A 19,265-nucleotide genomic window follows, 5' to 3' on the forward strand; every position below is an offset into this window, starting at 1 on the left:
GTCCATCCGGCACGTGGTCCGGTCTAGCGGGCAAGTACCAGCTCGGGGTCCTCGCGGAGTTTGCCCAGGGCTCGGGAGACCGCGGACTTCACGGTTCCCACGGAGACTCCGAGCACCTCGGCGGTCTGCACCTCGCTCAGGTCCTCGTAGTACCTGAGGACGACCATCGCCCGCTGCCGCGCCGGCAGCTTCATGATCGCCCGCCACATCGCGTCGTGCAGCGCCTGCCGCTCGGCGGGGTCGTCGTCGCCGGGCGCAGGCTCGGGCTCGGGAATCTCGTCGGTCGCGAACTCGTCGACCTTGCGCTTGCGCCACTGCGAGGTGCGCGTGTTCAGCAGGGCGCGGCGCACATAGCCGTCGAGGGCCCGGTGGTCCTCGATGCGCTCCCAGGCGACATAGGTCTTGGTCAGGGCGGTCTGCAGCAGGTCCTCCGCGTCGCTCGGGTTCGCGGTCAGCGACCGTGCGGTACGCAGCAGCACCGGCTGGCGGGCCTTCACGTACGAGGCGAACGAGGGGTACGCGAGGGTCTGCGTCGCCGGGACGGCGGCCTTCGAAGCGCTGGTGCAGACGGGTGTGGTCATGGCTCCACGCTAGATTCGCGACCGCCTTCGCTCATCGGCCACAGGTCCCGAAGAAAACTCCCCCTCAGGTTGTAGAAGTGGGGCTGGCTCCACCTCCTGAAGGTGGACGAGAGAGGCGCGTCTACTGCGGGATCACCCCTGGGGGCTACCCCTCCGCGGTGAGCACCAGCCCGGACGTGGGCACCCCCGTCCCCGCTGTCACCAGGACGCGACCCGCCTCCGGCACCTGGTTCACGGCCGTCCCCCTCAGTTGTCGTACGGCTTCCGCGATGCCGTTCATGCCATGGAGGTAGGCCTCGCCCAGCTGGCCGCCGTGGGTGTTGAGGGGGAGCCGGGCCTCGCTTACGAAGTCCGCCGCCTCCCCCTTCCCGCAGAACCCGAACTCCTCCAGCTGCATCAGGACGAACGGGGTGAAGTGGTCGTACAGGATCGCCACGTCGATGTCCCGGGGGCCGAGGCCGGAGGTGCGCCAAAGCTGGCGGGCGACGACGTCCATCTCGGGGAGGCCGGTGAGGTCGTCACGGTAGAAGCTGGTCATCTGCTCCTGGGCGCGGCCCGCGCCCTGGGCGGCGGCCGCGACGACGGCGGGCCGATGGGGGAGGGCACGCGCGCGTGCGAGCGAGGTGACGACGATCGCCTGGCCGCCGTCGGTCTCCTGGCAGCAGTCCAGAAGCCTGAGCGGCTCGACGATCCAGCGGGAGGCCGCGTGGTCGGCGAGGGTGATGGGGCGGCCGTGGAACCAGGCGGCCGGGTTGGTGGCCGCGTACGCGCGGTCGGTGACCGCCACATGACCGAAGGCCTCCGGACCGAGGCCGTAGGTGTGCAGATAGCGCTGGGCCGCCATCGCCACCCAGGAGGCGGGGGTGAGCAGGCCGAAGGGGAGGGACCAGCCGAGGGCGGTGCCCTCGGCGGAGGGTTCGCGGTGCTGGACGCCGGAGCCGAAGCGGCGGCCGGAGCGTTCGTTGAAGGCGCGGTAGCAGACCACGACCTCCGCCACGCCCGCCGCGATCGCGAGCGCCGCCTGCTGGACGGTCGCGCAGGCCGCGCCACCGCCGTAGTGGACGCGGGAGAAGAAGGACAGTTCGCCGATCCCGCAGGCCTGGGCGACGGTGATCTCCGGGCTGGTGTCCATGGTGAAGGTGACCATGCCGTCCACGTCGGCCGGCGTGAGCCCCGCGTCGTCGAGCGCGGCGCGGACCGCCTCGGCGGCCAGGCGCAGTTCACTGCGGCCGGAGTCCTTGGAGAACTCCGTGGCCCCGATGCCGGCGATCGCGGCCAGGCCGCCGAGCCGGTCACGCGCGCGTGTGCTCATTCGGCGCCCCCGAGGGAGAGGGTGACCGTCCCGGTCACGTGGTTGCCGATGCCGTTGGCCCCCACGATCCGCACGGTCGCGGTGGCGCCCTCGACGCTCTCCACGGTCCCGGTCAACACCATGGTGTCGCCCGGGTAGTTGGGCGCGCCCAGCCTGATGGCCACCTTCTTCAGCACCGTCCGAGGCCCGAAGTGGTCGGTGATGTACCGCCCCACCAGGCCGTTCGTCGTGAGGATGTTCATGAAGACGTCCGGGGAGCCCTTCTGCCGGGCCAGTTCCGGGTCGTGGTGCACGTCCTGGTAGTCCCGGGAGGCGATCGCTCCCGCGACGATCAGCGTGCGGGTGATCGGGATCCTCAGGGGTGGCAACTCGTCGCCCGCTCTCATACGGCGGCCTCCACGGCGGCGCGGAACACCGGAAGGGTGAGATCGTCGTCGTACCTCTCGAAGGCGAGCCGCACCGGCATGCCGATCCGCACCTTGTCGTACGGCGTCCCGACCACGTTGCTGATCATCCGCACGCCCTCCGCGAGTTCGACGAGCACGACGGCGTAGGGAGGGTCGAAGGCCGGGAAGGGCGGGTGGTGCATGACCACGTACGAGTAGACGGTGCCCTCTCCGCTCGCCTCGACGGTGTCCCAGTCAGGGCCGCCGCAGCGGGCGCAGCCCGGGAGCCAGGGGAAGCGGAGGGTCGCGCAGGCGGTGCAGCGCTGGATGAGGAGCCTGTGCTGTTCGACGCCCTCCCAGAAGCCGGCGTTGTCGCGGTTGACGACGGGGCGGGGACGGGTTCCGGGAGCCGGCTTCCTCCGCTGCACGGGCGCGTACTTGAGGATGCGGAAACGGTGGGTGCCGACGAGGTCCTCGCCCACGCGGACGTCGGTACGGGTCGTGACGAAGTGGCCGGTGCCGAGCTTGGTGGTCTTGCGGCCGGAGACCGACTCGACGACGGTGTCGAAGGTGATCTCCTCGCCGGGGCGCAGCGGCCGCAGATACTCCTGCTCGCAGTCGGTGGCGACGACCGAGGTGCAGCCCGACTCGTCGAGCAGGGCGAGGAGTTCGTCGTACGACGACGATCTGCCCGCGTGTCCGGCCAGACCGCCCATCGTCCAGGCCTGGAGCATGGTGGGCGGCGCGATGGCGTCGGGGCCGGTGTAGGCGGGGTTGGTGTCACCGAGGGCTTCGCACCAGTGCCGGATCATGGGGAGGTTGACGGGGTCCCTGCCGATGGCGGAGACGGCGGCGGGGCATCCCTCGTAGGCCTTGAGACGGGGAGTCAGGTCGTCCGGATCGCCGGCCATGACGGCAACCTCCTTGTCCGCAAGATTTCCTGACTGTCCGTCAGATACGGTCCGGTGTCAAGGCTGTCGCCGGGCGGCCGAGGTGGGGTGCGGAGGCTGTCGGCGTCCCGCCGAGGTGGGGTGCGGAGGCTGTCGCCGGGCGGCCGAGGTGAGGGCGTCAAGGCCGTCGCCGTACCGCCGAGGCGGGGCGTCGAGACCGCCGCCGTACCCCCGAGATGCGGCGTCTAGGCCCGCCGCCGTACCGCAGACACGCCTGCGCGGCGGCGCCGAAGCACCGCCGCGCGGACGTGTCACCCCCCCCTGAAGAGCCCCCCGTCGAAGGCCGGTCAGCCCTCCCGGATCACCACCACAGCGGTGTGAAGTTGACGGACGTGTTGTTGTTCCCCTGGTTCACGGCCGTGAACGCGGAGCCGTTGACCTGCGCGGTGTTGCTCTGGTTCGAGGCGCCCGAGCCCACCGCGTTCTGCTGGGTCGTGGACGAGTTGCCGTTGTTGTCGTGCCCGACACCGCTGCCCACGATGCTCGCGACACCCGCATTCGATCCGTCGTCCGCGAAGCCGCCGTTGTCCGCCGCCGCGACGCCGGTGAAGAGTGCGGCGGCGAGCGGGAGGGCGGAGACGGCGGCGATGACGCGGGCGGTGCGGATGCTTGCCATGGTGTTTCCTCCAGAACCCGGCCTGATGCCGGTAGTACGTCAAGTAGCGCTTTTTCGTGGGCAGTTGGCCGACTGCCCGGGTGCTGTGCACGACGTCGCGAGATCAGAGTTGCCCACCGAAACCCCGGCGAACCAGAGCGGAAGCGGTTATTCCCCCTGAAGCGTGAGGACAAGTCGATAAACCCCTTTCACGACTTCAGGCGCCAGGTCGGGGCGAGGCGGACCCTTGATCACCAAGGGGGACAACAGGGGAAGCGTTCCGGCACTTTTCCAGCCAATCCCACGACCTCGGCGCGTCGCACCCGCCACCCCTTCCTTTTTTCGAACACGCGTACGAACATGGAGACATGGCCACCACAGACCGGCAGGCCACGACGCTGGCCCTCGCACACGCCCTGTCAGCCGCCGAACGCGGACTGGCCGTCATACCCCTGTCCCGCACCAAGCTCCCGGCCCTGCGCTCCCCCCACCGCGCCAACGGCTCCCCGGCCGCGCCCTGCCACGGCGAGTGCGGCGCGCTCGGCCACGGGGTCTACGACGCCTCGACCGACCCCGTCCGCATCCGCGAGCTCTTCGCGGCGGCCCCCTGGGCCACCGGCTACGGCATCGCGTGCGGCCTGCCGCCCCACCATCTGATCGGCGTCGACCTGGACACCAAGTCGGGCACGGACTCCTCCGCGGCCCTGCGCGAACTGGCCCTGCGCCACCTCTTCACGATCCCCGACACGGTCGTCGTCCTGACCCCGAGCGGCGGCCGCCACCTCTGGCTGACCGGCCCGCCCGACGCCGCCGTCCCCAACTCGGCCGGCCGCCTGGCCCCCGGCATCGACATCAGGGGCGCCGGCGGCTATCTGGTCGGCCCCGGCTCCCGTACCGACCACGGCACCTACACGACCGCCCCGGGCACCGCCCACCTCGCCCCGGCCGCCTGTCCTCCGGCCCTGCTCCGCCTGCTCCTGCCGCCGCCGCGCCCCGTCCACCCCGCGACCCACCCCTCGGCCGGCGACCAGGGCCAGGGCCTGGTCCAGTTCGTCCTCGCCGCCCACGAGGGCCAGCGCAACACCCGCCTCTTCTGGGCCGCCTGCCGCGCCTACGAGAACGGCATCGGCCCCGCGCTGGTCGCACCCCTGGTGGACGCGGCCCGCACCACCGGGCTCACGGAACGCGAGGCACGGGCGACGATCGCGTCGGCGGCACGGATGACGGGGCGTCGGCCCTAGAACAGGACTCAAGACGAGGCGTCGGCCCTGGAACAGGACTCGAGACGAGGCCTCGGCCCTGGAACAGGACTCAAGACGGGGCGTCGGCCCTGGAACAAGAGTCGAACAGAGCGGCATCACCAGTAACACCAGCACCATGGGAGCGCCACAGAGTGCCGATCATGACCCTGTCCCGGCTCGTCCTGACCTCCGGCCGCAGGGTCGACCTCGGGGAGCTGCGCCTGACGTCGACGTACGGCGGGATGCTGGACGGTTATCCGTGCAGACCCGTCAACGAGTTGCGGATCAAAGGCCTGCTGCGATCGGCCGAACACGACTACCCGACCGCACCCGTGCACCTGGTGCCGCCCCCGCACGAGTACCCGGACCACTACCCCGGCGCCTTCGGCCCGGTCGAGATGCTTCCGGCCGTGGCCTGCGTCGGCGTCTTCCGCTCCACGGCCCTGACACCGTCCCGCGACCCCATCCTCTACGGCAGCCACCTCACGATCATCTGGTTCCAGCCCCACGCGCGCGTGCCGTCGGGATGCGACGCGCAGGAGGGGTTGAGGGAGATCGCCTGGGAGCAACTGGCGCGGGACTACGAGCTGTAGACCGGGAAAACACGTGTCCCGGGACAGGGCGGCCGTGTCAGGGTCGCCGGATGACCGATCCACGACGCGAACTGCTGCGCCGGCAATTCGACCTGACCTGGGCGCTGTTCGAATACCACCTGGAACGTCTGGAGCCCGAGGACTTCCTCTGGGAACCGGCTGCCCTGTGCTGGACGCTCCACCGGGCCGACGACGGCACCTGGGTCCCGGACTGGTCGGACACCGAACCCGACCCCGTCCCCGTGCCCACCATCGCCTGGCTGACCTGGCACATCGGCTGGTGGTGGAGCGTGACCCTCGACCACGTGGAGGGCCGCCCGCCCCGAGCCCGCACCGACGTCCACTGGCCCGGCCCCGGAGAACCCACCGTCGCCTGGCTCCGCACCCTGCGCACGTCCTGGACGGCAGCGCTGGACCACCTCACCGACGACTCCCTGGACACCCCCGCCCCCTTCCCCTGGCCGAACGACCCGTCCCACTCCGTCGCGGACATGCTGGCCTGGGCCAACGCGGAACTGATGAAGAACGCGGCGGAGGCGGGCCAGCTGAGGCTGCTGCGCGGGGCGTCGACGTAGCGCCGAGTGGTCACGCCGGCGTAGGAGTACGCGGGGCGGTGCGCAGGCTCGGGGAAGCGGCTCGGAAAGCGATCGGGAAGCCGCTGAAGACCCCGCCGGACGGCTGCCGCCGGTCCGCGCAGGGGGCATGCGTGGTGCAGTGCACCGCCGGCTTGCCCGTTCGGGAACCCCGAACCACGCCTGCTCCACGGTGTGTGGGTCGACGGCAGACGGGATGGAAGCTGGGGTGAGTGGTGGGTTGAGGAGGTGGTCCAGTGACAGGCCCAGGACCGCGACGGGGGATGATTCGCTCATGCGCATACGACGAGAGGCCCGCTGGGTCTTGTGGGGGCTGTGGCTTGCGTGTCTGGCGTTCTCCATCTGGTTCTTCGGACAGGTGATCATGCTGTTCCTGGAGGCCGAGTCCTGGTAGCGCGGCGAGGTGTCGCGCCCCTGCCGTGCCCGATCGGCCGGTGATCAGCGGGGAATCACGGTGATTGACGGACAGGCTCATGAGAACGACCCCCGACCGATTTTCCTGGTCAGGGGCCGTTCACCTGCGGTGGGTGTGGGATTTGAACCCACGGTGACTCGCGCCACGACGGTTTTCAAGACCGTTCCCTTAGGCCGCTCGGGCAACCCACCCCGCGCCGTCGGTGATCGTGGCGCGGGGACCAGAGTAACGGGTCGGGGCGGGCGGGTGTCAGCTGTCGCCGGTGCGGGAGCCCAGGGTGAGATCGACCGTGCGGGTCCGGCCGTCCCGCTCGTAGGTGATCTTGACCTTGTCGCCGGGCTTGTGGGTCCAGATCTCGCCGATCAGGGTGGGCCCGGAGTCGATGACGTGGTCGTCCAGCTTGGTGATGACGTCGCCGGGCTTGAGGCCGGCCTTGGCGGCGGGGCCGCCCGCCTCGACCGGGGCGGAGCCGCCGGCGCCCTCGGTGGTGATCTTGGCGCCGCCCGAGGAGTCCTCCAGGGAGACGGACGCGCCGATCTTGGCGTAGACGGGCTTGCCCGTCTGGATCAGCTGCTGGGCGACGTACTTGGCCTGGTTGATCGGGATCGCGAAGCCGAGGCCGATCGAACCGGACTGGCTGGTGCCGCCAAGGCCCCCGCCGCTGGTCGACTGGATCGCGGAGTTGATGCCGATCACATTGCCCTGCGCGTCGAGGAGGGGGCCTCCCGAGTTGCCGGGGTTGATCGACGCGTCCGTCTGCAGCGCGCTCATGTAGGAGGCGTTGCTGCCGCTGCCGTCGCTGGAGGCGACCGGGCGGTTCTTCGCGCTGATGATGCCCGTCGTCACGGTGTTCGAGAGGCCGAAGGGCGCGCCGATCGCGATCGTGGAGTCGCCGACCGCCACCTGGTCGGAGTTGCCCAGGGTGAGCGGCCTGAGGTCGCTCGGCGCGTTCTTGAGCTTGATGACCGCCACGTCGTAGCCCTGCGCGTGGCCGACCACCTCGGCGTCGTACTTCTTGCCGTTGGGGAAGGTCGCGGTGAGCTTGCCGCCGTCGACCGCCTCGGCCACCACGTGGTTGTTGGTGACGATGTGGCCCTGGGTGTCGAAGACGAACCCGGTTCCGGTGCCGCCCTCGCCGCTGGTGGACTCGGCCTCGATGGTGACCGTGCTGGGCAGGGCCTTCTGCGCCACGCCCGCGACGGTCCCGGCGTCCCGCTTGACGCTGCCGCCGCTCTCGGAGGCGGAGAGGGTCGTCGAGGAGCCGTCGTCGTTGTTCTTGGCCAGGGTGTAGCCGAGACCACCGCCGAGGCCGCCGGCGACCAGCGCGGCCACCAGGATCGCGGCGACGAGACCACCGCGGCCGCTCTTCGGCTTCGGCGCGGGCTGCTGGTAGCCCGCACCCCAGACACCGCCCGCACCGACACCACCGGCACCCCCCGCGCCCCCGTCGCCGTACGACGGGGTTCCGGGGTTCTGCGGGGGCGGCCAGGCGCCCTCGGGGCCCGGGCCGGGGTACTGGGGCGCGCCGCCCGCGCCCTGCTGGGCGCCGCCCTCCGCCGAGGCGTACGCCGGAGCCGGTCCCGCGTGCACCAGTTCAGGTCCCGGTGCGGCGCCGGAGGCGTTCGGCGGCGTCGGCGGGATCGGGGTGGTGGGGGCGCCCGCGTCGGAGGCCTGGGGCGCCGAAGCCGCGGGAGCGTCCACCGGCACGGGGGGTGCGGACGGCGCCGGGGGTACCGCGGTGCCCTCGTTCTCGGTGCTCACAGCTTCTCTCCTCGGTCACGGCTGTCGGTTGTCGGTCGCACTCGGTCACGCTCGGCCAGTGCCGCTCGGTGTCCGGCGTGCGTCAGCTGTGCATGTCCTTTTGTATGCCGTCAGCTTTTCCCACGGGCCGTCAGGGCACCATAAGCGGTGCCTGTGGGTCCGCGGCTGCTCTTTATATAGGCCATGCAAGACAAATGAGGCGCAATCCATATGCCTCCGTTCGCACACGTACCCCCGAGCGGTGGCACCATGACGCGGTGACCCACGCACGACAGCAGCTGACTCAGGTCGTCGCCCACCGCGGAGCCTCGGAAGACGCTCCCGAGCACACCCTCGCCGCGTACCGGAAGGCGATCGAGGACGGTGCGGACGCCCTCGAATGTGATGTACGCCTGACGGCCGACGGTCATCTGGTGTGTGTGCACGACCGACGCGTCAACCGTACGTCCAACGGCCGCGGAGCGGTCTCGGCACTGGAGCTCGCCGATCTCGCCGCCCTGGACTTCGGTTCGCGCCGGACCCGGGAGTTCTGGCGCACCCGCGACGAGGAGCCGGACTGGGTGTACCGGCCCGAGGACCGGGAGGACACCTCCGTCCTCACCCTGGAGCGGCTGCTCGAACTCGTCGCCGACGCGGGGCGGCGGGTGGAGATGGCCATCGAGACCAAGCATCCGACGCGCTGGGCCGGCCAGGTCGAGGAGCGGCTCCTCGTGCTGCTGAAGCGGTTCGGTCTGGACGCCCCCGCCTCCGCCGCCGAGTCGCCGATCAGGGTCATGAGCTTCTCGGCCCGGTCGCTGCATCGCGTGCGTGCCGCCTCGCCGACGCTGCCGACGGTTTATTTGCTGCAGTTCGTCTCGCCCCGGCTGCGGGACGGCCGGCTGCCCGCCGGAGTGGGCATCGCCGGCCCCTCGATCCGGATCGTGCGCAACCACCCCGGCTACATCGAGCGCCTGAAGCGGGCGGGCCACCAGGTGCACGTGTGGACCGTCAACGAACCCGAGGACGTGGACCTCTGCGTGGAGCTGGGCGTCGACGCCATCATCACCAACCGCCCGCGCGCGGTGCTCGACCGGCTGGGCCGCTGACGTCCCCTCCGTCACAGGGTGTGCCCCGGCGCGTTCGGTGCGTGTTCGACGGTTACGAATGCGTCGGCGGAACGTGATTGGCCGGTTTCCGGTACAGGCCAATGGGGCATCCACACCGTGGCGTGGGGCGAAGGAGGTCTCGGGGGTGGCGTTTGTGGTGGCACAGGAGGTGCCCACGTCGTCGAGCATGGCCGTACCCCATGGCCCTGCGGGCGTGGGGGAAGCGAGGCACCGTATGCGCGTGCAACTGCGCAGGGGTGGCGTGACGGAATCGGTCATCGACGACGCCGTACTGATTCTTTCCGAACTCTTGAGCAACGCGTGCAAGCACGGCCGGCCGCTGGGCGACGCCCTGGCCGGGGACGGTGACGTCCGCGCCGCCTGGCGGGTGGACGCGGCCGGCAGACTCACGGTCGAGGTGACGGACGGCGGCGGGCCCACCCGCCCGGCTCCGGCCACGCCCTCGGTCACCGCGCACGGCGGCCGCGGGCTGAACATCATCACCGCGCTGGCCGACGACTGGGGTGTCAGGGACGACGCCCGGGGCGAGGTCACGGTCTGGGTGATCGTCCACGCGGACGTGCACGATCCGGACGCCGGCCGCCGCCGCGACGACTTCGCCAAGCGAGTCGTGGCCCCGTCGGTCGCGATACCCGACCTGGACTTCTCGGACGCGTACGACGACCTGGACTGAGGCGGCCTCGGCCCGGACGGCTCGGACCGGGGCGACCTGGACCGCGTGTTCGTGACGCACACGCCGGTGGTTGTCCACAGGCTCCCGTCGGCCAAGTCGCAAGCGGCTAGGCTCGCGCCCGTACGAGACGAGCCGTAACCGGGAGACAGCCACGATGGCCAAGAAGCGACCTCAGACGAAGGCCAAGCGCCCGCAGATCACGGATGGCGAGGTCCCGGTCGTCGGCGCCCGCGAACCCTGCCCGTGCGGAAGCGGCCGCCGCTACAAGGCCTGCCACGGCCGGGCCGCCGCGCAGGCCGTGACCGAGCTGGTGCACCGCCCCTTCGAGGGCCTCGCGGGCGAGGGCGACTGGGTGGCCCTGCGCGAGCTGGTCCCCGCCGCCACGGTCGAACTGACCCTCAAGAGCGGCCTCCCCGAGGGCGTCCCGTCGGTCACGCTGGCCACGGTCCTGCCCATGGCCTGGCCCGCCCTGCGCCGCGACGACGGCTCGGTGCTGCTCGGTCTGCAGAACGACACCGCGTCGGGCGACATCAGCCGCGACCTCGCCGACACCCTCCAGCGCGCGCTCACGGCGGCTCCGGGCACCCCGGTCGAGGGCCGGCGCGCTCCCGCCGACGGTCCGCGCCTGCAGGATCTGCTCGATCCCGAAGGCGCGTTCGAGCCAGTTGTGCACGAGGGCTTCGAGTTCTGGATCCCGGACGCGGAGAACGCCACGCCCGAGGTGACCGCCTCCCTGGAGCGGGCCAACGCCGCGGCGATCCCGACGGTCCGGCTGACCGGAGTCGACGCCGCCTACTGGTGCGAGACGCCGGACAAGAACCACCTGCGCTGGGTCATGCCCCACCCCGAGGAGCAACTTCTGGACGCGCTCGCGCGCCTGCACGCGGCCGGGCGGTCGAGCCTCGGCGAGGGCACCCGGCTCGTCGGCTCCTTCCGTGCCCACGGCCTCACCGTGCCGGTCTGGGACCTGCCGAGCGGGGTCACCGCGGAGGACGTCGAGAAGCCGGCCGCCGAGTTCGCCGAACGTCTCGCGGGCGCTCTGGCCACGGACGCACCGCTGACCGCCGACGAGCGCCGCGCACGCGGCGGTCTCACCAACCGCCAGGTCACGCTGAGTTGACGACGCCGGTGCGGCTGACCGGTCGGTCAGCCGCACCGAGGCTTCACGGAACGACCGGCTCCGCTCACAACTCCCCCCAGGAGAAGGAGAATAGGTGTCCGAATAAGCCAGGGAGCGTCACGGTCGAATTTGCGAACGGCGGATCTCTTGTTACGGTTCCAATAGCCCGGTTGCTGGTGCATCCCCCGTCGCCAGCAACCGGGTCTTTCTGTGTCCCGGACGCTTTACGGAACGCGGCCGCGCGTCAACTGCCCGTGATTTCACCGGAGTTGCTCCCGGCCCGCAGCAGCAGCGGTCCGCTGCCCCGCCGGGCGAACTCCGCGACCGCCGTGTAGTCGGCCGGCGCCCCCAGGGTCCGCTCCCGGGGCGTCTCACAACTGTCCGGCTCGTCCCCGGCGCCGACCGCGCACCGCAACTGCACGGTGCGTCCGCCGGGTTCCAGGAAGCTGAGCACGGCGTCCAGCGCCGCGCCGGTCGCATTGCGGTAGTAGGTCCGCGCCCAGGTCTGCTCGCCCTGAGTGAGCACACAGGTCTGTGCCTCGACGCCGTCGGGGGAGCTCAGTTCGGGACCGCAGCGCGCTGCGGTGGCCAGCCCCAGGCCGAGCAGCAGCGGGGAGCGCCCGGCCTCGGCGAGGGGCGCCTTGTAGTCATCGGCCGCGGACGGCCGTACCGGGGACGACTCGGCGGGAGGCATGGCGGACCCGGCGGAAGGCCCGGCGGAGGGCGCCGTGGCCGGACGTACGAGATCGCGTACGACCGTACGGCCCCCGTCGCCCACCTGTCCCGCGGAGGCCACGGCCAGCGGGAGCGCGACCGCGCACACCACGACACCCGACAGGGCAAGCAGACGAAGGTTCATGAAGCGGACGATAACGACCCGGCGCGGGCAGCCGGTTCCGCCCGCGCCGGACACCCCTACAACTCGGGTGCGCTCACACCCGTACGAGTGAGGGCCTCGACCACGGCGTCCACCACGGCCTCGACGTCGGGGACCCACGGGGAGGCCGAGCCGGGAAGCGGAGCGCGCTCCCAGGTGATGCCGCCGTGACCGGTCTCGGACGGGGGCAGGGCGAGATAGCCGCCCTCGCCGTGGAAGCGGAGGGATCCGGGTACGTGGTCCTGGGCGTACAGCAGTTCGCCCAATTGCTCCATGGAGTACGGCTTGACGAGGATCGCCCAGCGGGTCGGCGCGGCGACCACCGGGCCCAGGCGCATCCCCTCGCGGTCGAGGGTGGCCAGGGCGCGGGCGGCCGCCGGGGCCGGCAGGCTGACCGCGCAGGGGGCGCTGCCGCCGGTGGCCAGGACGATCGGTGCGGCCGGGCGGTTGGTCCACCACCAGCGCACCATGCGCTCGTCGGTGGTGGCCGCGAGCAGGCCCGGGTCGAACGGATGGGCGCCGGGGACCGTGCACTCCGGGTCGGGGCATCCGCAGCGGGCCCGGCCCTCCGGGTCCGGTGCCACGCCCGGGAGTACGGGCCACTGCCATTCCGTCGCGAAGGTCAGGGCCGCGCCGAGCAATTCAGGCCTTCCGTCGTTGCGCTGGGACAGGAGCCTGCGTCGCCTTCCGAGGATCTCGCGCATGAGCGCTCGTTCCTTTCCGTTGCACCGCTGGCAACACCGTGGACCACATCACACCATGTGTCGATCACTTCACTGTGCGTACCTGTTGGCGCATCACACCCTTGTCCGAGACAAGGGGAACCCCATACTGCGTCTATCAAAAACAAGGGCGTGGCGGGGGGTGGCGAAGTATGGCGTTTTGCCGTCGCGCGTATTTCTCTCCGCCTCCACCACGGGAGGATGGGGCTCGGTCGTCGGTGGCTAAGACGCCCGGGTCGGTCACCAGGTTCCGGGTGGTTGCGCACCACCCCTGGTCCTTACCGAGTACGTACCCATCACGACCGCTGTGACGCTCTGTGGAGCAAGGCCAGTCGACCTCAATACACCGTAACCCGAGGCAGTTTTGAGCCAACTTAGCCCATCGACCCACCCTCCACCGGTTACCCACGGACACCAGGAATCCCAGCAGGACAATGCTGGACATCCCCTTACGAGTGCGTGTACATGTGGAGACACTGCTAGCGGCGCAGAATGACATGGGGGTTTGCGATGCTTTTGAGCAATACGCACCGGTCGGAAAGCCGGACGACATGAACGCCCCTCACCCTTCGAAAGTGGCTGGAATCGATTCAACGGTTCCCGCACCCGCACACACTGTCGCGCCCGCGCCTGCCGCCCCGGGCACCTCCGCGGTCCCCGCGCCGAACGCACCCGGCGCCCTGCTCCAGGACCGGCTCGCCGGCTGGGTCTCCGACCTGACGACCCTGCACGAACTCACCGAACGCCTCGCGCGCACGGACGCGCTGTCCGAGGCCCTCCAGGAACTCCTGCGTGCCGGAGCCGCCCTGGTGGGAGCCCGGCGCGGACTGGTCGTCCTCGAACCGGACGACCGCCTCGGCCCCGACACCACCATCGGCCTCGGACTCGCCCGCGCCGACCTCGGGCACATCGAGACCGTGCCGCGCAGCGCGATGTCGTACGGCAGGATCCTCGACGGACTGCCGGGCGGCGACGGCGAGATCGCCCAGCCCGACCTGCTCGCCGAGGACGGCCTCGACCCCCGTCACCGCGAGGTCGCCGCCCGCCTCGGCTACGCGGCCTGCTACGCGCTCCCCCTGGCCACCGACGACGCCGGCCGCCTCGGCGCCGCCGTATGGCTCTACGACGAGCCCGCCGAGCCCTCCGAACGCCAGCGCCACCTCGTCGGCCTGTACGTCCGCTACGCCACCGAGCACCTGGCCCGGCTCCTCGAGGTCGAGCGCACGCGCGCGTGCATGGCGACGATGGCGGAGGAGCTGCTGCCGTCCCGGCTCCCCCGCGTCGCCGGCGTCAGGCTCGCCGCCCGGCACCGCACCGGCCCGCGCGGCGGCGGCGACTGGTACGACGCACTGCCCCTGCCGGAAGCGGCTCTGGGCCTCGCGGTCGGTTCGGTGACCGGCAGCGGCCCGAGCGCGATCGCCGCGATGGGACGGCTCAGGGCGTCGCTGCGGGCGTACGCCGTGATGGAGGGCGAGGACCCGGTCGCGGTCCTGTCCGACCTGGAGCTGCTGCTCCGGCTGACCGAGCCGGCCCGCTCCGCCACCGCCCTGTTCGCCTACTGCGAGCCCGCCCTGCGCAAGATCACGCTGGCCGGTGCCGGGCACTGCCCGCCACTGCTGATCGGCGAGCGGCGCACCGAGTTCGTGGAGACCTCCGTGTCCGCGCCGCTCGGCATGCTCGCCTGCTGGGAGGCGCCGAGCGTGGAGCTGAGCGCCGAACCCGGAGAGACGGTTCTGCTCTACACCGACGGACTGCTGCACCGCACCGGCGACCCCACCGACCGTGCCTTCGCCCGACTGCACGCGGCGGCCGCCGGGGTGCCGAAGGCGCTGCGCGGCGACCCCGGCGCGGTCGCCGACCACGTGCTGCGGACGGTGCTGCCGGAGGGTCTTGACGAGGCGGACTCCGAGGAGGACGTCGTGTTGCTGGCCGCGCACTTCGAGTAGCAGGGTGTAACAGGCCCAAGGCCCCTGGGCCCCCTTCCGTACGACCGTACGATGGTGGGGGTCCAGTGCCGTTTCGTAGGAGGATGACCGTGGCCGAAGAGCTCACCCCGGAGACCCCGGAGACTGAGTCCGAAGAGCCGATCAAGAAGCGGAAGAACGGCCTGTACCCGGGCGTCTCCGACGAGCTGGCCGAGAGCATGAAGTCCGGCTGGGCCGACACCGAGCTGCACGACCTGGAGCCGATCGCGCAGGCCGCCGAGACCGCGGCCCGCCGTGCCGCCCTGTCGGCGCGGTTCCCCGGTGAGCGCCTGGTGATCCCCGCGGGCAATCTGAAGACCCGCTCCAACGACACCGAGTACCCCTTCCGGGCCTCCGTCGAGTACGCCTACCTCACGGGCAACCAGACCGAGGACGGCGTGCTCGTCATGGAGCCCGTCTCCGGCGGCCACACCGCCACGCTGTACCTCCTGCCGCGCTCCGACCGCGAGAACGGCGAGTTCTGGCTGTCCGGGCAGGGCGAGCTGTGGGTCGGGCGGCGGCACTCGCTGACCGAGGCCTCGACGCTGTACGGCGTCCCCGTCTCCGACGTGCGCGAGCTCGCCGACACGCTGCGCGAGTCCACCGGTCCGGTGCGGGTCGTGCGCGGCCACGACGCCGGCATCGAGGCCGCGCTGACCGACAAGGTCACCGCCGAGCGGGACGAGGAGCTGCGGGTCTTCCTGTCCGAGGCACGCCTCGTCAAGGACGAGTTCGAGATCGGGGAGCTCCAGAAGGCCGTCGACTCGACCGTGCGCGGCTTCGAGGACGTCGTGAAGGTCCTCGACCGGGCCGAGGCCACCTCCGAGCGCTACATCGAGGGCACGTTCTTCCTCCGCGCGCGCGTGGAGGGCAACGACGTCGGCTACGGCACGATCGCCGCGGCCGGGCCGCACGCCTGCACGCTGCACTGGGTGCGCAATGACGGACCCGTGCGCTCCGGTGACCTGCTCCTCCTCGACGCGGGTGTCGAGACGCACACCTACTACACGGCCGACGTGACGCGGACACTGCCGGTCAACGGCCGGTTCAGCGCCCTGCAGAAGCAGATCTACGACGCCGTGTACGACGCCCAGGAGGCCGGGATCGCGGCCGTGAAGCCCGGCGCGAAGTACCGGGACTTCCATGACGCGGCTCAGCGGGTGCTCGCGGAGCGTCTCGTGGAGTGGGGGCTGGTCGAGGGGCCCGTGGAGCGGGTGCTGGAGCTGGGCCTGCAGCGGCGGTGGACGCTGCACGGCACCGGGCACATGCTGGGCATGGACGTCCACGACTGCGCTGCCGCGCGGGTGGAGTCGTACGTGGACGGGGTCCTCGAGCCGGGGATGGTGCTGACCGTCGAGCCCGGGCTGTACTTCCAGGCCGACGATCTGACCGTGCCCGAGGAGTACCGGGGCATCGGGGTGCGGATCGAGGACGACATCCTGGTGACGGCCGACGGGAACCGGAATCTGTCGTCCGGTCTGCCCCGGCAGTCCGACGAGGTCGAGGCCTGGATGGCGGGCCTCAAGAGTTGAGTCCCGGCTGCGGGTGCGCGGTGGCCCCTCGCGCCCACGCGGCGGAGCCGCACAGTGACACGGCCCCGCTCCCCGGGCGGGTCCGGTGGACCTGCATCTGAACGCCGACTCCGCCGAAGGGCGTCGCGCCGGGCTCGAGAGGGCTCTGCGCGATGCCGTGCGCGGTGGGCGGCTGGCTCCTGGGGCCCGGCTTCCCGCCACCCGTCGGCTCGCCGAGGAGCTGGGGGTGTCCCGCGGGACCGTGAAGGCGGCCTACGACCAGCTGATCGCCGAGGGCTATCTGACCGCTCGGCAGGGGTCGGGGACGGTCGTCGCTCCGCTGCCCGCGGCCGAGACCCGGTCGCCGGAAAGCGCGACACGCGCGCGTGCGCCGCTCTTCGACCTGCGGCCCGGCAGTCCCGACGTCGGGGCCTTCCCCGCCGCCGCCTGGGTCAGGGCCGTACGGCGGGCCGTCGCCGCCGCGCCGGTCTCCGCGTACGACTACGGCGATCCCCTGGGCCGGATCGAGCTGCGCACCGCCCTCTCCGAGTACCTCGGGCGGGCCCGGGGAGTGGTCGCGCCGCCCGAGCGGATCCTGGTCACCTCGGGGGCCGTGCAGGGGCTCGCGCTGCTCACGCGGGTCCTGGACGGCGGGACCGTCGCCATGGAGGACCCCGGGCTGCCCTTCCACCGCGATGTCGTACGGCGGGCGGGTGGGCGGGTGGTGCCGGTGCGGGTGGACGAACTGGGGGTCGAGGTCGACGACCTGCGGGAGCCCGCGGCCGTCGTCGTCACTCCCGCCCACCAGTACCCGACCGGTGTGACCCTGCACCCCTCGCGGCGGCGGGCGCTGACCGACTGGGCACGCGCGCGTGGGGCCCTGGTCGTCGAGGACGACTACGACGGGGAGTTCCGGTACGACCGGCAGCCCGTCGGGGCGCTCCAGGGCATGGCGCCGGGGCAGGTCGTCTACCTGGGGACGGCGTCCAAGACACTTGGACCCGCGCTCCGGCTCGGTTGGATGGTGCTGCCGCCGCACCTCGTCGCCCCCGTCGCCGACGCCAAGCTGCACAGCGACCACAGCACCGAGACCATCGGCCAGCTGGCGCTCGCCGAACTGATCCGCAGCCATGCGTACGACCGTCACGTGCGCGCGTGCCGGCTCAGGTACCGGCGGCGCAGGGACCGGCTCGTGGAGCGGCTGGGGACGGGCCGGCGGATCCAGGGGATCGCGGCCGGACTGCACGCGCTGGTCGAGGTCGAGGACGAGACGGCGGTGCTGGCGCGGGCCGCGGCAGAGGGTCTCGCGGTGGGGTCCCTGCGGGAGCACTGGCATGCGGCGGGACCTCGTGAGGGGCTCGTCGTGGGGTACGGGACGCCTCGCGAGGGGGCGTATCCCGGGGCTCTGGAGGCACTGGTCCGGGTGCTGGAATTGGGCCACTCCCAGAGGTCTCCATTGGGTCTGCCGAGCGGTCCACCGCGCTTCTAGTGTCGTTCTCATGACGAACTCACTCGTCCCGCCCGCGGGGCCGCAACGTGTCCTGGCGCTCGCCCAGCTGAGCAACAGCGTCGGCGACGGCGCCTACTACGTGACATCGGCGCTCTACTTCACGCACGTCGTCGGGCTCGACCCCGCGCGCGTGGGGCTCGGGCTGACCGTCGGATGGGCGGTCGGGTCGGTCGTGGGCGTGCCCCTCGGGCGGCTCGCGGACCGGCGCGGGGCGCGCGGCACGGCGGTGCTGCTGGCGCTGGCCACGGGGCTGGCGGTGGCGTCCTTCCTGGTCGTGCGGGACTTCGTGCCGTTCGTCCTGGCGGCCTGCGCCTACGCCTCCGCGCAGTCGGGGCTCGCCGCGGCCCGGCAGGCGCTGCTCGCCGGGCTGGTGTCCGCCGGCGAGCGGACCGGGCTGCTGGCCCACCTCCAGGCGACGCTCAACGCCGGGCTGGCCGTGGGAGCGGGGCTCGGCGGACTGGCGCTGCACGCCGGGACGCGGGCGGCGTATCTCGGGGTGTTCGCGGTGGACGCGGTGAGCTTCGTGATGTGTGCGGGGCTGTTGCTGCGGCTGCCGTCGGTGGCGCCCCGCGTGCCCGTGGACAGCCGTCACGGCCCGGGTGTGCTGCGCGACCGGCCGTACGCCGTGATCACGCTGCTGAACACCGTCCTGCTGCTGCGGATGCCCCTGCTGAGCCTGGGGATCCCGCTGTGGATCGCCGAGCGGACCGCGGCTCCGACCTGGCTGGTGTCCGCGCTGTTCGTGCTCAACACCGGGGCCGTGATGGTGTTCCAGGTGCGGATGGCCCGCGGAGTGACCGGGCTCGCGTCGGCCACGCGCGCGGTGCGGCGGTCGGGGTGGGTCATGCTGGCGGCCTGCGGGGTGTTCGCGCTGTCGGCTGGGGCCTCGCCGTGGGTGGCCGTGGGGGCGCTGGTCGTCGGGGCCGTGCTGCAGGTGGTGGCCGAGATGGGGCAGTCGGCGGGGTCCTGGCAGCTCTCCTTCGACCTGGCTCCGGCCGAACGGGTCGGCGAGTACCAGGGGTTCTTCGGCACCGGGGTGACGGTGGCCCGGACACTGGGCCCGCTGGTGCTGACGACGCTGCTGGTCGAGTGGGGCACGCCGGGATGGCTGCTGCTCGGCGGGGCGACGCTCCTGGCGTCGTACGCCATGGGGCCGGCGACCAGGCGGGCCGCCGGCCGTGTCCCCGGCTCGACGGGAAACGGTTCCCAGGGTTCCAAGGGCTCCGTGGGAAAGGGCTCCCCGGACAAGGGTTCCCGGGAGCGGGGCGCCTCGGAGGGGGACGCATCGGAGGCTGGCGCCTCGGACAGGGATGCCTCGGACAGGGATGCCGAGGCGCCCGTGCTCGTCAACTAGC

General features: G+C 71.8%; 18 protein-coding genes and 1 tRNA gene. 10 read left to right on the forward strand and 9 right to left on the reverse strand.

Annotated features, from left to right (window positions below; all coding sequences use genetic code 11):
* Positions 1-23: 23 nt before the first annotated feature.
* The 5 genes from IOD14_RS43415 to IOD14_RS43435 all read right to left on the reverse strand — a co-directional run bounded on the left by IOD14_RS43415 (position 24) and on the right by IOD14_RS43435 (position 3,845).
* Complete coding sequence (locus IOD14_RS43415) at positions 24-581, reverse strand: SigE family RNA polymerase sigma factor (protein ID WP_123990293.1); 558 nt, start codon at positions 579-581, stop codon at positions 24-26.
* A gap of 145 nt (positions 582-726) precedes the next feature.
* Positions 727-1,893, reverse strand: a complete 1,167-nt coding sequence (locus tag IOD14_RS43420; protein WP_123990294.1) for a lipid-transfer protein — start codon at positions 1,891-1,893, stop codon at positions 727-729.
* The gene (locus IOD14_RS43425) at positions 1,890-2,279 is read right to left on the reverse strand and encodes a MaoC family dehydratase (RefSeq protein WP_123990295.1); all 390 of its coding nucleotides are present in this window, start codon (positions 2,277-2,279) and stop codon (positions 1,890-1,892) included. The genes IOD14_RS43420 and IOD14_RS43425 overlap by 4 nt, the downstream gene beginning before the upstream one ends.
* Positions 2,276-3,190 carry a bifunctional MaoC family dehydratase N-terminal/OB-fold nucleic acid binding domain-containing protein gene (locus tag IOD14_RS43430; protein WP_212673125.1) on the reverse strand — a complete coding sequence of 305 codons (915 nt, stop codon included), beginning with the start codon at positions 3,188-3,190 and terminating at the stop codon, positions 2,276-2,278. Before IOD14_RS43430 ends, IOD14_RS43425 begins: the two co-directional genes overlap by 4 nt.
* A gap of 340 nt (positions 3,191-3,530) precedes the next feature.
* Positions 3,531-3,845 (reverse strand): hypothetical protein, encoded by a 315-nt coding sequence (locus IOD14_RS43435; RefSeq protein WP_123990297.1) that lies wholly within the window; start codon positions 3,843-3,845, stop codon positions 3,531-3,533.
* 347 nt (positions 3,846-4,192) lie between these two features.
* Here IOD14_RS43435 and IOD14_RS43440 point away from each other — a divergent pair, with 347 nt between their 5' ends.
* The 3 genes from IOD14_RS43440 (at position 4,193) to IOD14_RS43450 (ending at position 6,233) form a co-directional block, all read left to right on the forward strand.
* Entirely contained in the window at positions 4,193-5,065 is an 873-nt protein-coding gene (locus IOD14_RS43440; RefSeq protein WP_123990298.1) for a bifunctional DNA primase/polymerase, read from the forward strand.
* 161 nt (positions 5,066-5,226) lie between these two features.
* A complete protein-coding gene (locus IOD14_RS43445) occupies positions 5,227-5,658 on the forward strand; it encodes a hypothetical protein (RefSeq protein ID WP_123990299.1) in 432 nt (143 codons plus the stop codon).
* Positions 5,659-5,708: 50 nt separating this feature from the next.
* Positions 5,709-6,233 carry a DinB family protein gene (locus tag IOD14_RS43450; protein ID WP_123990300.1) on the forward strand — a complete coding sequence of 175 codons (525 nt, stop codon included), beginning with the start codon at positions 5,709-5,711 and terminating at the stop codon, positions 6,231-6,233.
* Positions 6,234-6,772: 539 nt separating this feature from the next.
* On the opposite strand, the gene IOD14_RS43455 is transcribed toward IOD14_RS43450, so the two are convergent.
* Together IOD14_RS43455 and IOD14_RS43460 are read right to left on the reverse strand one after the other, a co-directional pair.
* Positions 6,773-6,857 (reverse strand) — tRNA-Ser (locus tag IOD14_RS43455).
* Between the two features lie 58 nt (positions 6,858-6,915).
* Complete coding sequence (locus IOD14_RS43460; RefSeq protein ID WP_212673126.1) at positions 6,916-8,427, reverse strand: trypsin-like peptidase domain-containing protein; 1,512 nt, start codon at positions 8,425-8,427, stop codon at positions 6,916-6,918.
* A 257-nt stretch (positions 8,428-8,684) separates the two neighbouring features.
* On the opposite strand from IOD14_RS43460, the gene IOD14_RS43465 reads away from it, so the two are divergent.
* The 3 genes from IOD14_RS43465 to IOD14_RS43475 all read left to right on the forward strand — a co-directional run bounded on the left by IOD14_RS43465 (position 8,685) and on the right by IOD14_RS43475 (position 11,326).
* On the forward strand, positions 8,685-9,512 hold the full coding sequence (locus IOD14_RS43465; RefSeq protein WP_123990302.1) for a glycerophosphodiester phosphodiesterase: 828 nt from the start codon (positions 8,685-8,687) through the stop codon (positions 9,510-9,512).
* 58 nt (positions 9,513-9,570) lie between these two features.
* Positions 9,571-10,206, forward strand: a complete 636-nt coding sequence (locus IOD14_RS43470) for an ATP-binding protein (RefSeq protein WP_123990303.1) — start codon at positions 9,571-9,573, stop codon at positions 10,204-10,206.
* Between the two features lie 154 nt (positions 10,207-10,360).
* Entirely contained in the window at positions 10,361-11,326 is a 966-nt protein-coding gene (locus IOD14_RS43475) for a DUF5926 family protein (RefSeq protein WP_123990304.1), read from the forward strand.
* 244 nt (positions 11,327-11,570) lie between these two features.
* Here the strand turns inward: IOD14_RS43475 and IOD14_RS43480 are convergent, their stop codons facing one another.
* Together IOD14_RS43480 and IOD14_RS43485 are read right to left on the reverse strand one after the other, a co-directional pair.
* Positions 11,571-12,185 carry a hypothetical protein gene (locus IOD14_RS43480; protein WP_123990305.1) on the reverse strand — a complete coding sequence of 205 codons (615 nt, stop codon included), beginning with the start codon at positions 12,183-12,185 and terminating at the stop codon, positions 11,571-11,573.
* 56 nt (positions 12,186-12,241) lie between these two features.
* On the reverse strand, positions 12,242-12,907 hold the full coding sequence (locus tag IOD14_RS43485; protein ID WP_123990306.1) for a bifunctional DNA primase/polymerase: 666 nt from the start codon (positions 12,905-12,907) through the stop codon (positions 12,242-12,244).
* 452 nt (positions 12,908-13,359) lie between these two features.
* Between IOD14_RS43485 and IOD14_RS43490 the strand changes: the two genes are divergently transcribed.
* The 4 genes from IOD14_RS43490 to IOD14_RS43505 all read left to right on the forward strand — a co-directional run bounded on the left by IOD14_RS43490 (position 13,360) and on the right by IOD14_RS43505 (position 19,264).
* Entirely contained in the window at positions 13,360-14,871 is a 1,512-nt protein-coding gene (locus IOD14_RS43490) for a PP2C family protein-serine/threonine phosphatase (protein ID WP_212673127.1), read from the forward strand.
* Between the two features lie 89 nt (positions 14,872-14,960).
* Positions 14,961-16,421, forward strand: a complete 1,461-nt coding sequence (locus IOD14_RS43495; RefSeq protein WP_212673128.1) for an aminopeptidase P family protein — start codon at positions 14,961-14,963, stop codon at positions 16,419-16,421.
* Between the two features lie 85 nt (positions 16,422-16,506).
* The gene (locus tag IOD14_RS43500; RefSeq protein WP_212673129.1) at positions 16,507-17,889 is read left to right on the forward strand and encodes a PLP-dependent aminotransferase family protein; all 1,383 of its coding nucleotides are present in this window, start codon (positions 16,507-16,509) and stop codon (positions 17,887-17,889) included.
* A gap of 10 nt (positions 17,890-17,899) precedes the next feature.
* Positions 17,900-19,264, forward strand: a complete 1,365-nt coding sequence (locus tag IOD14_RS43505; protein ID WP_249126227.1) for an MFS transporter — start codon at positions 17,900-17,902, stop codon at positions 19,262-19,264.
* Position 19,265: the final 1 nt, after the last annotated feature.

Origin of the sequence: Streptomyces sp. A2-16, assembly GCF_018128905.1 — a bacterium.
Taxonomy (GTDB): domain Bacteria; phylum Actinomycetota; class Actinomycetes; order Streptomycetales; family Streptomycetaceae; genus Streptomyces.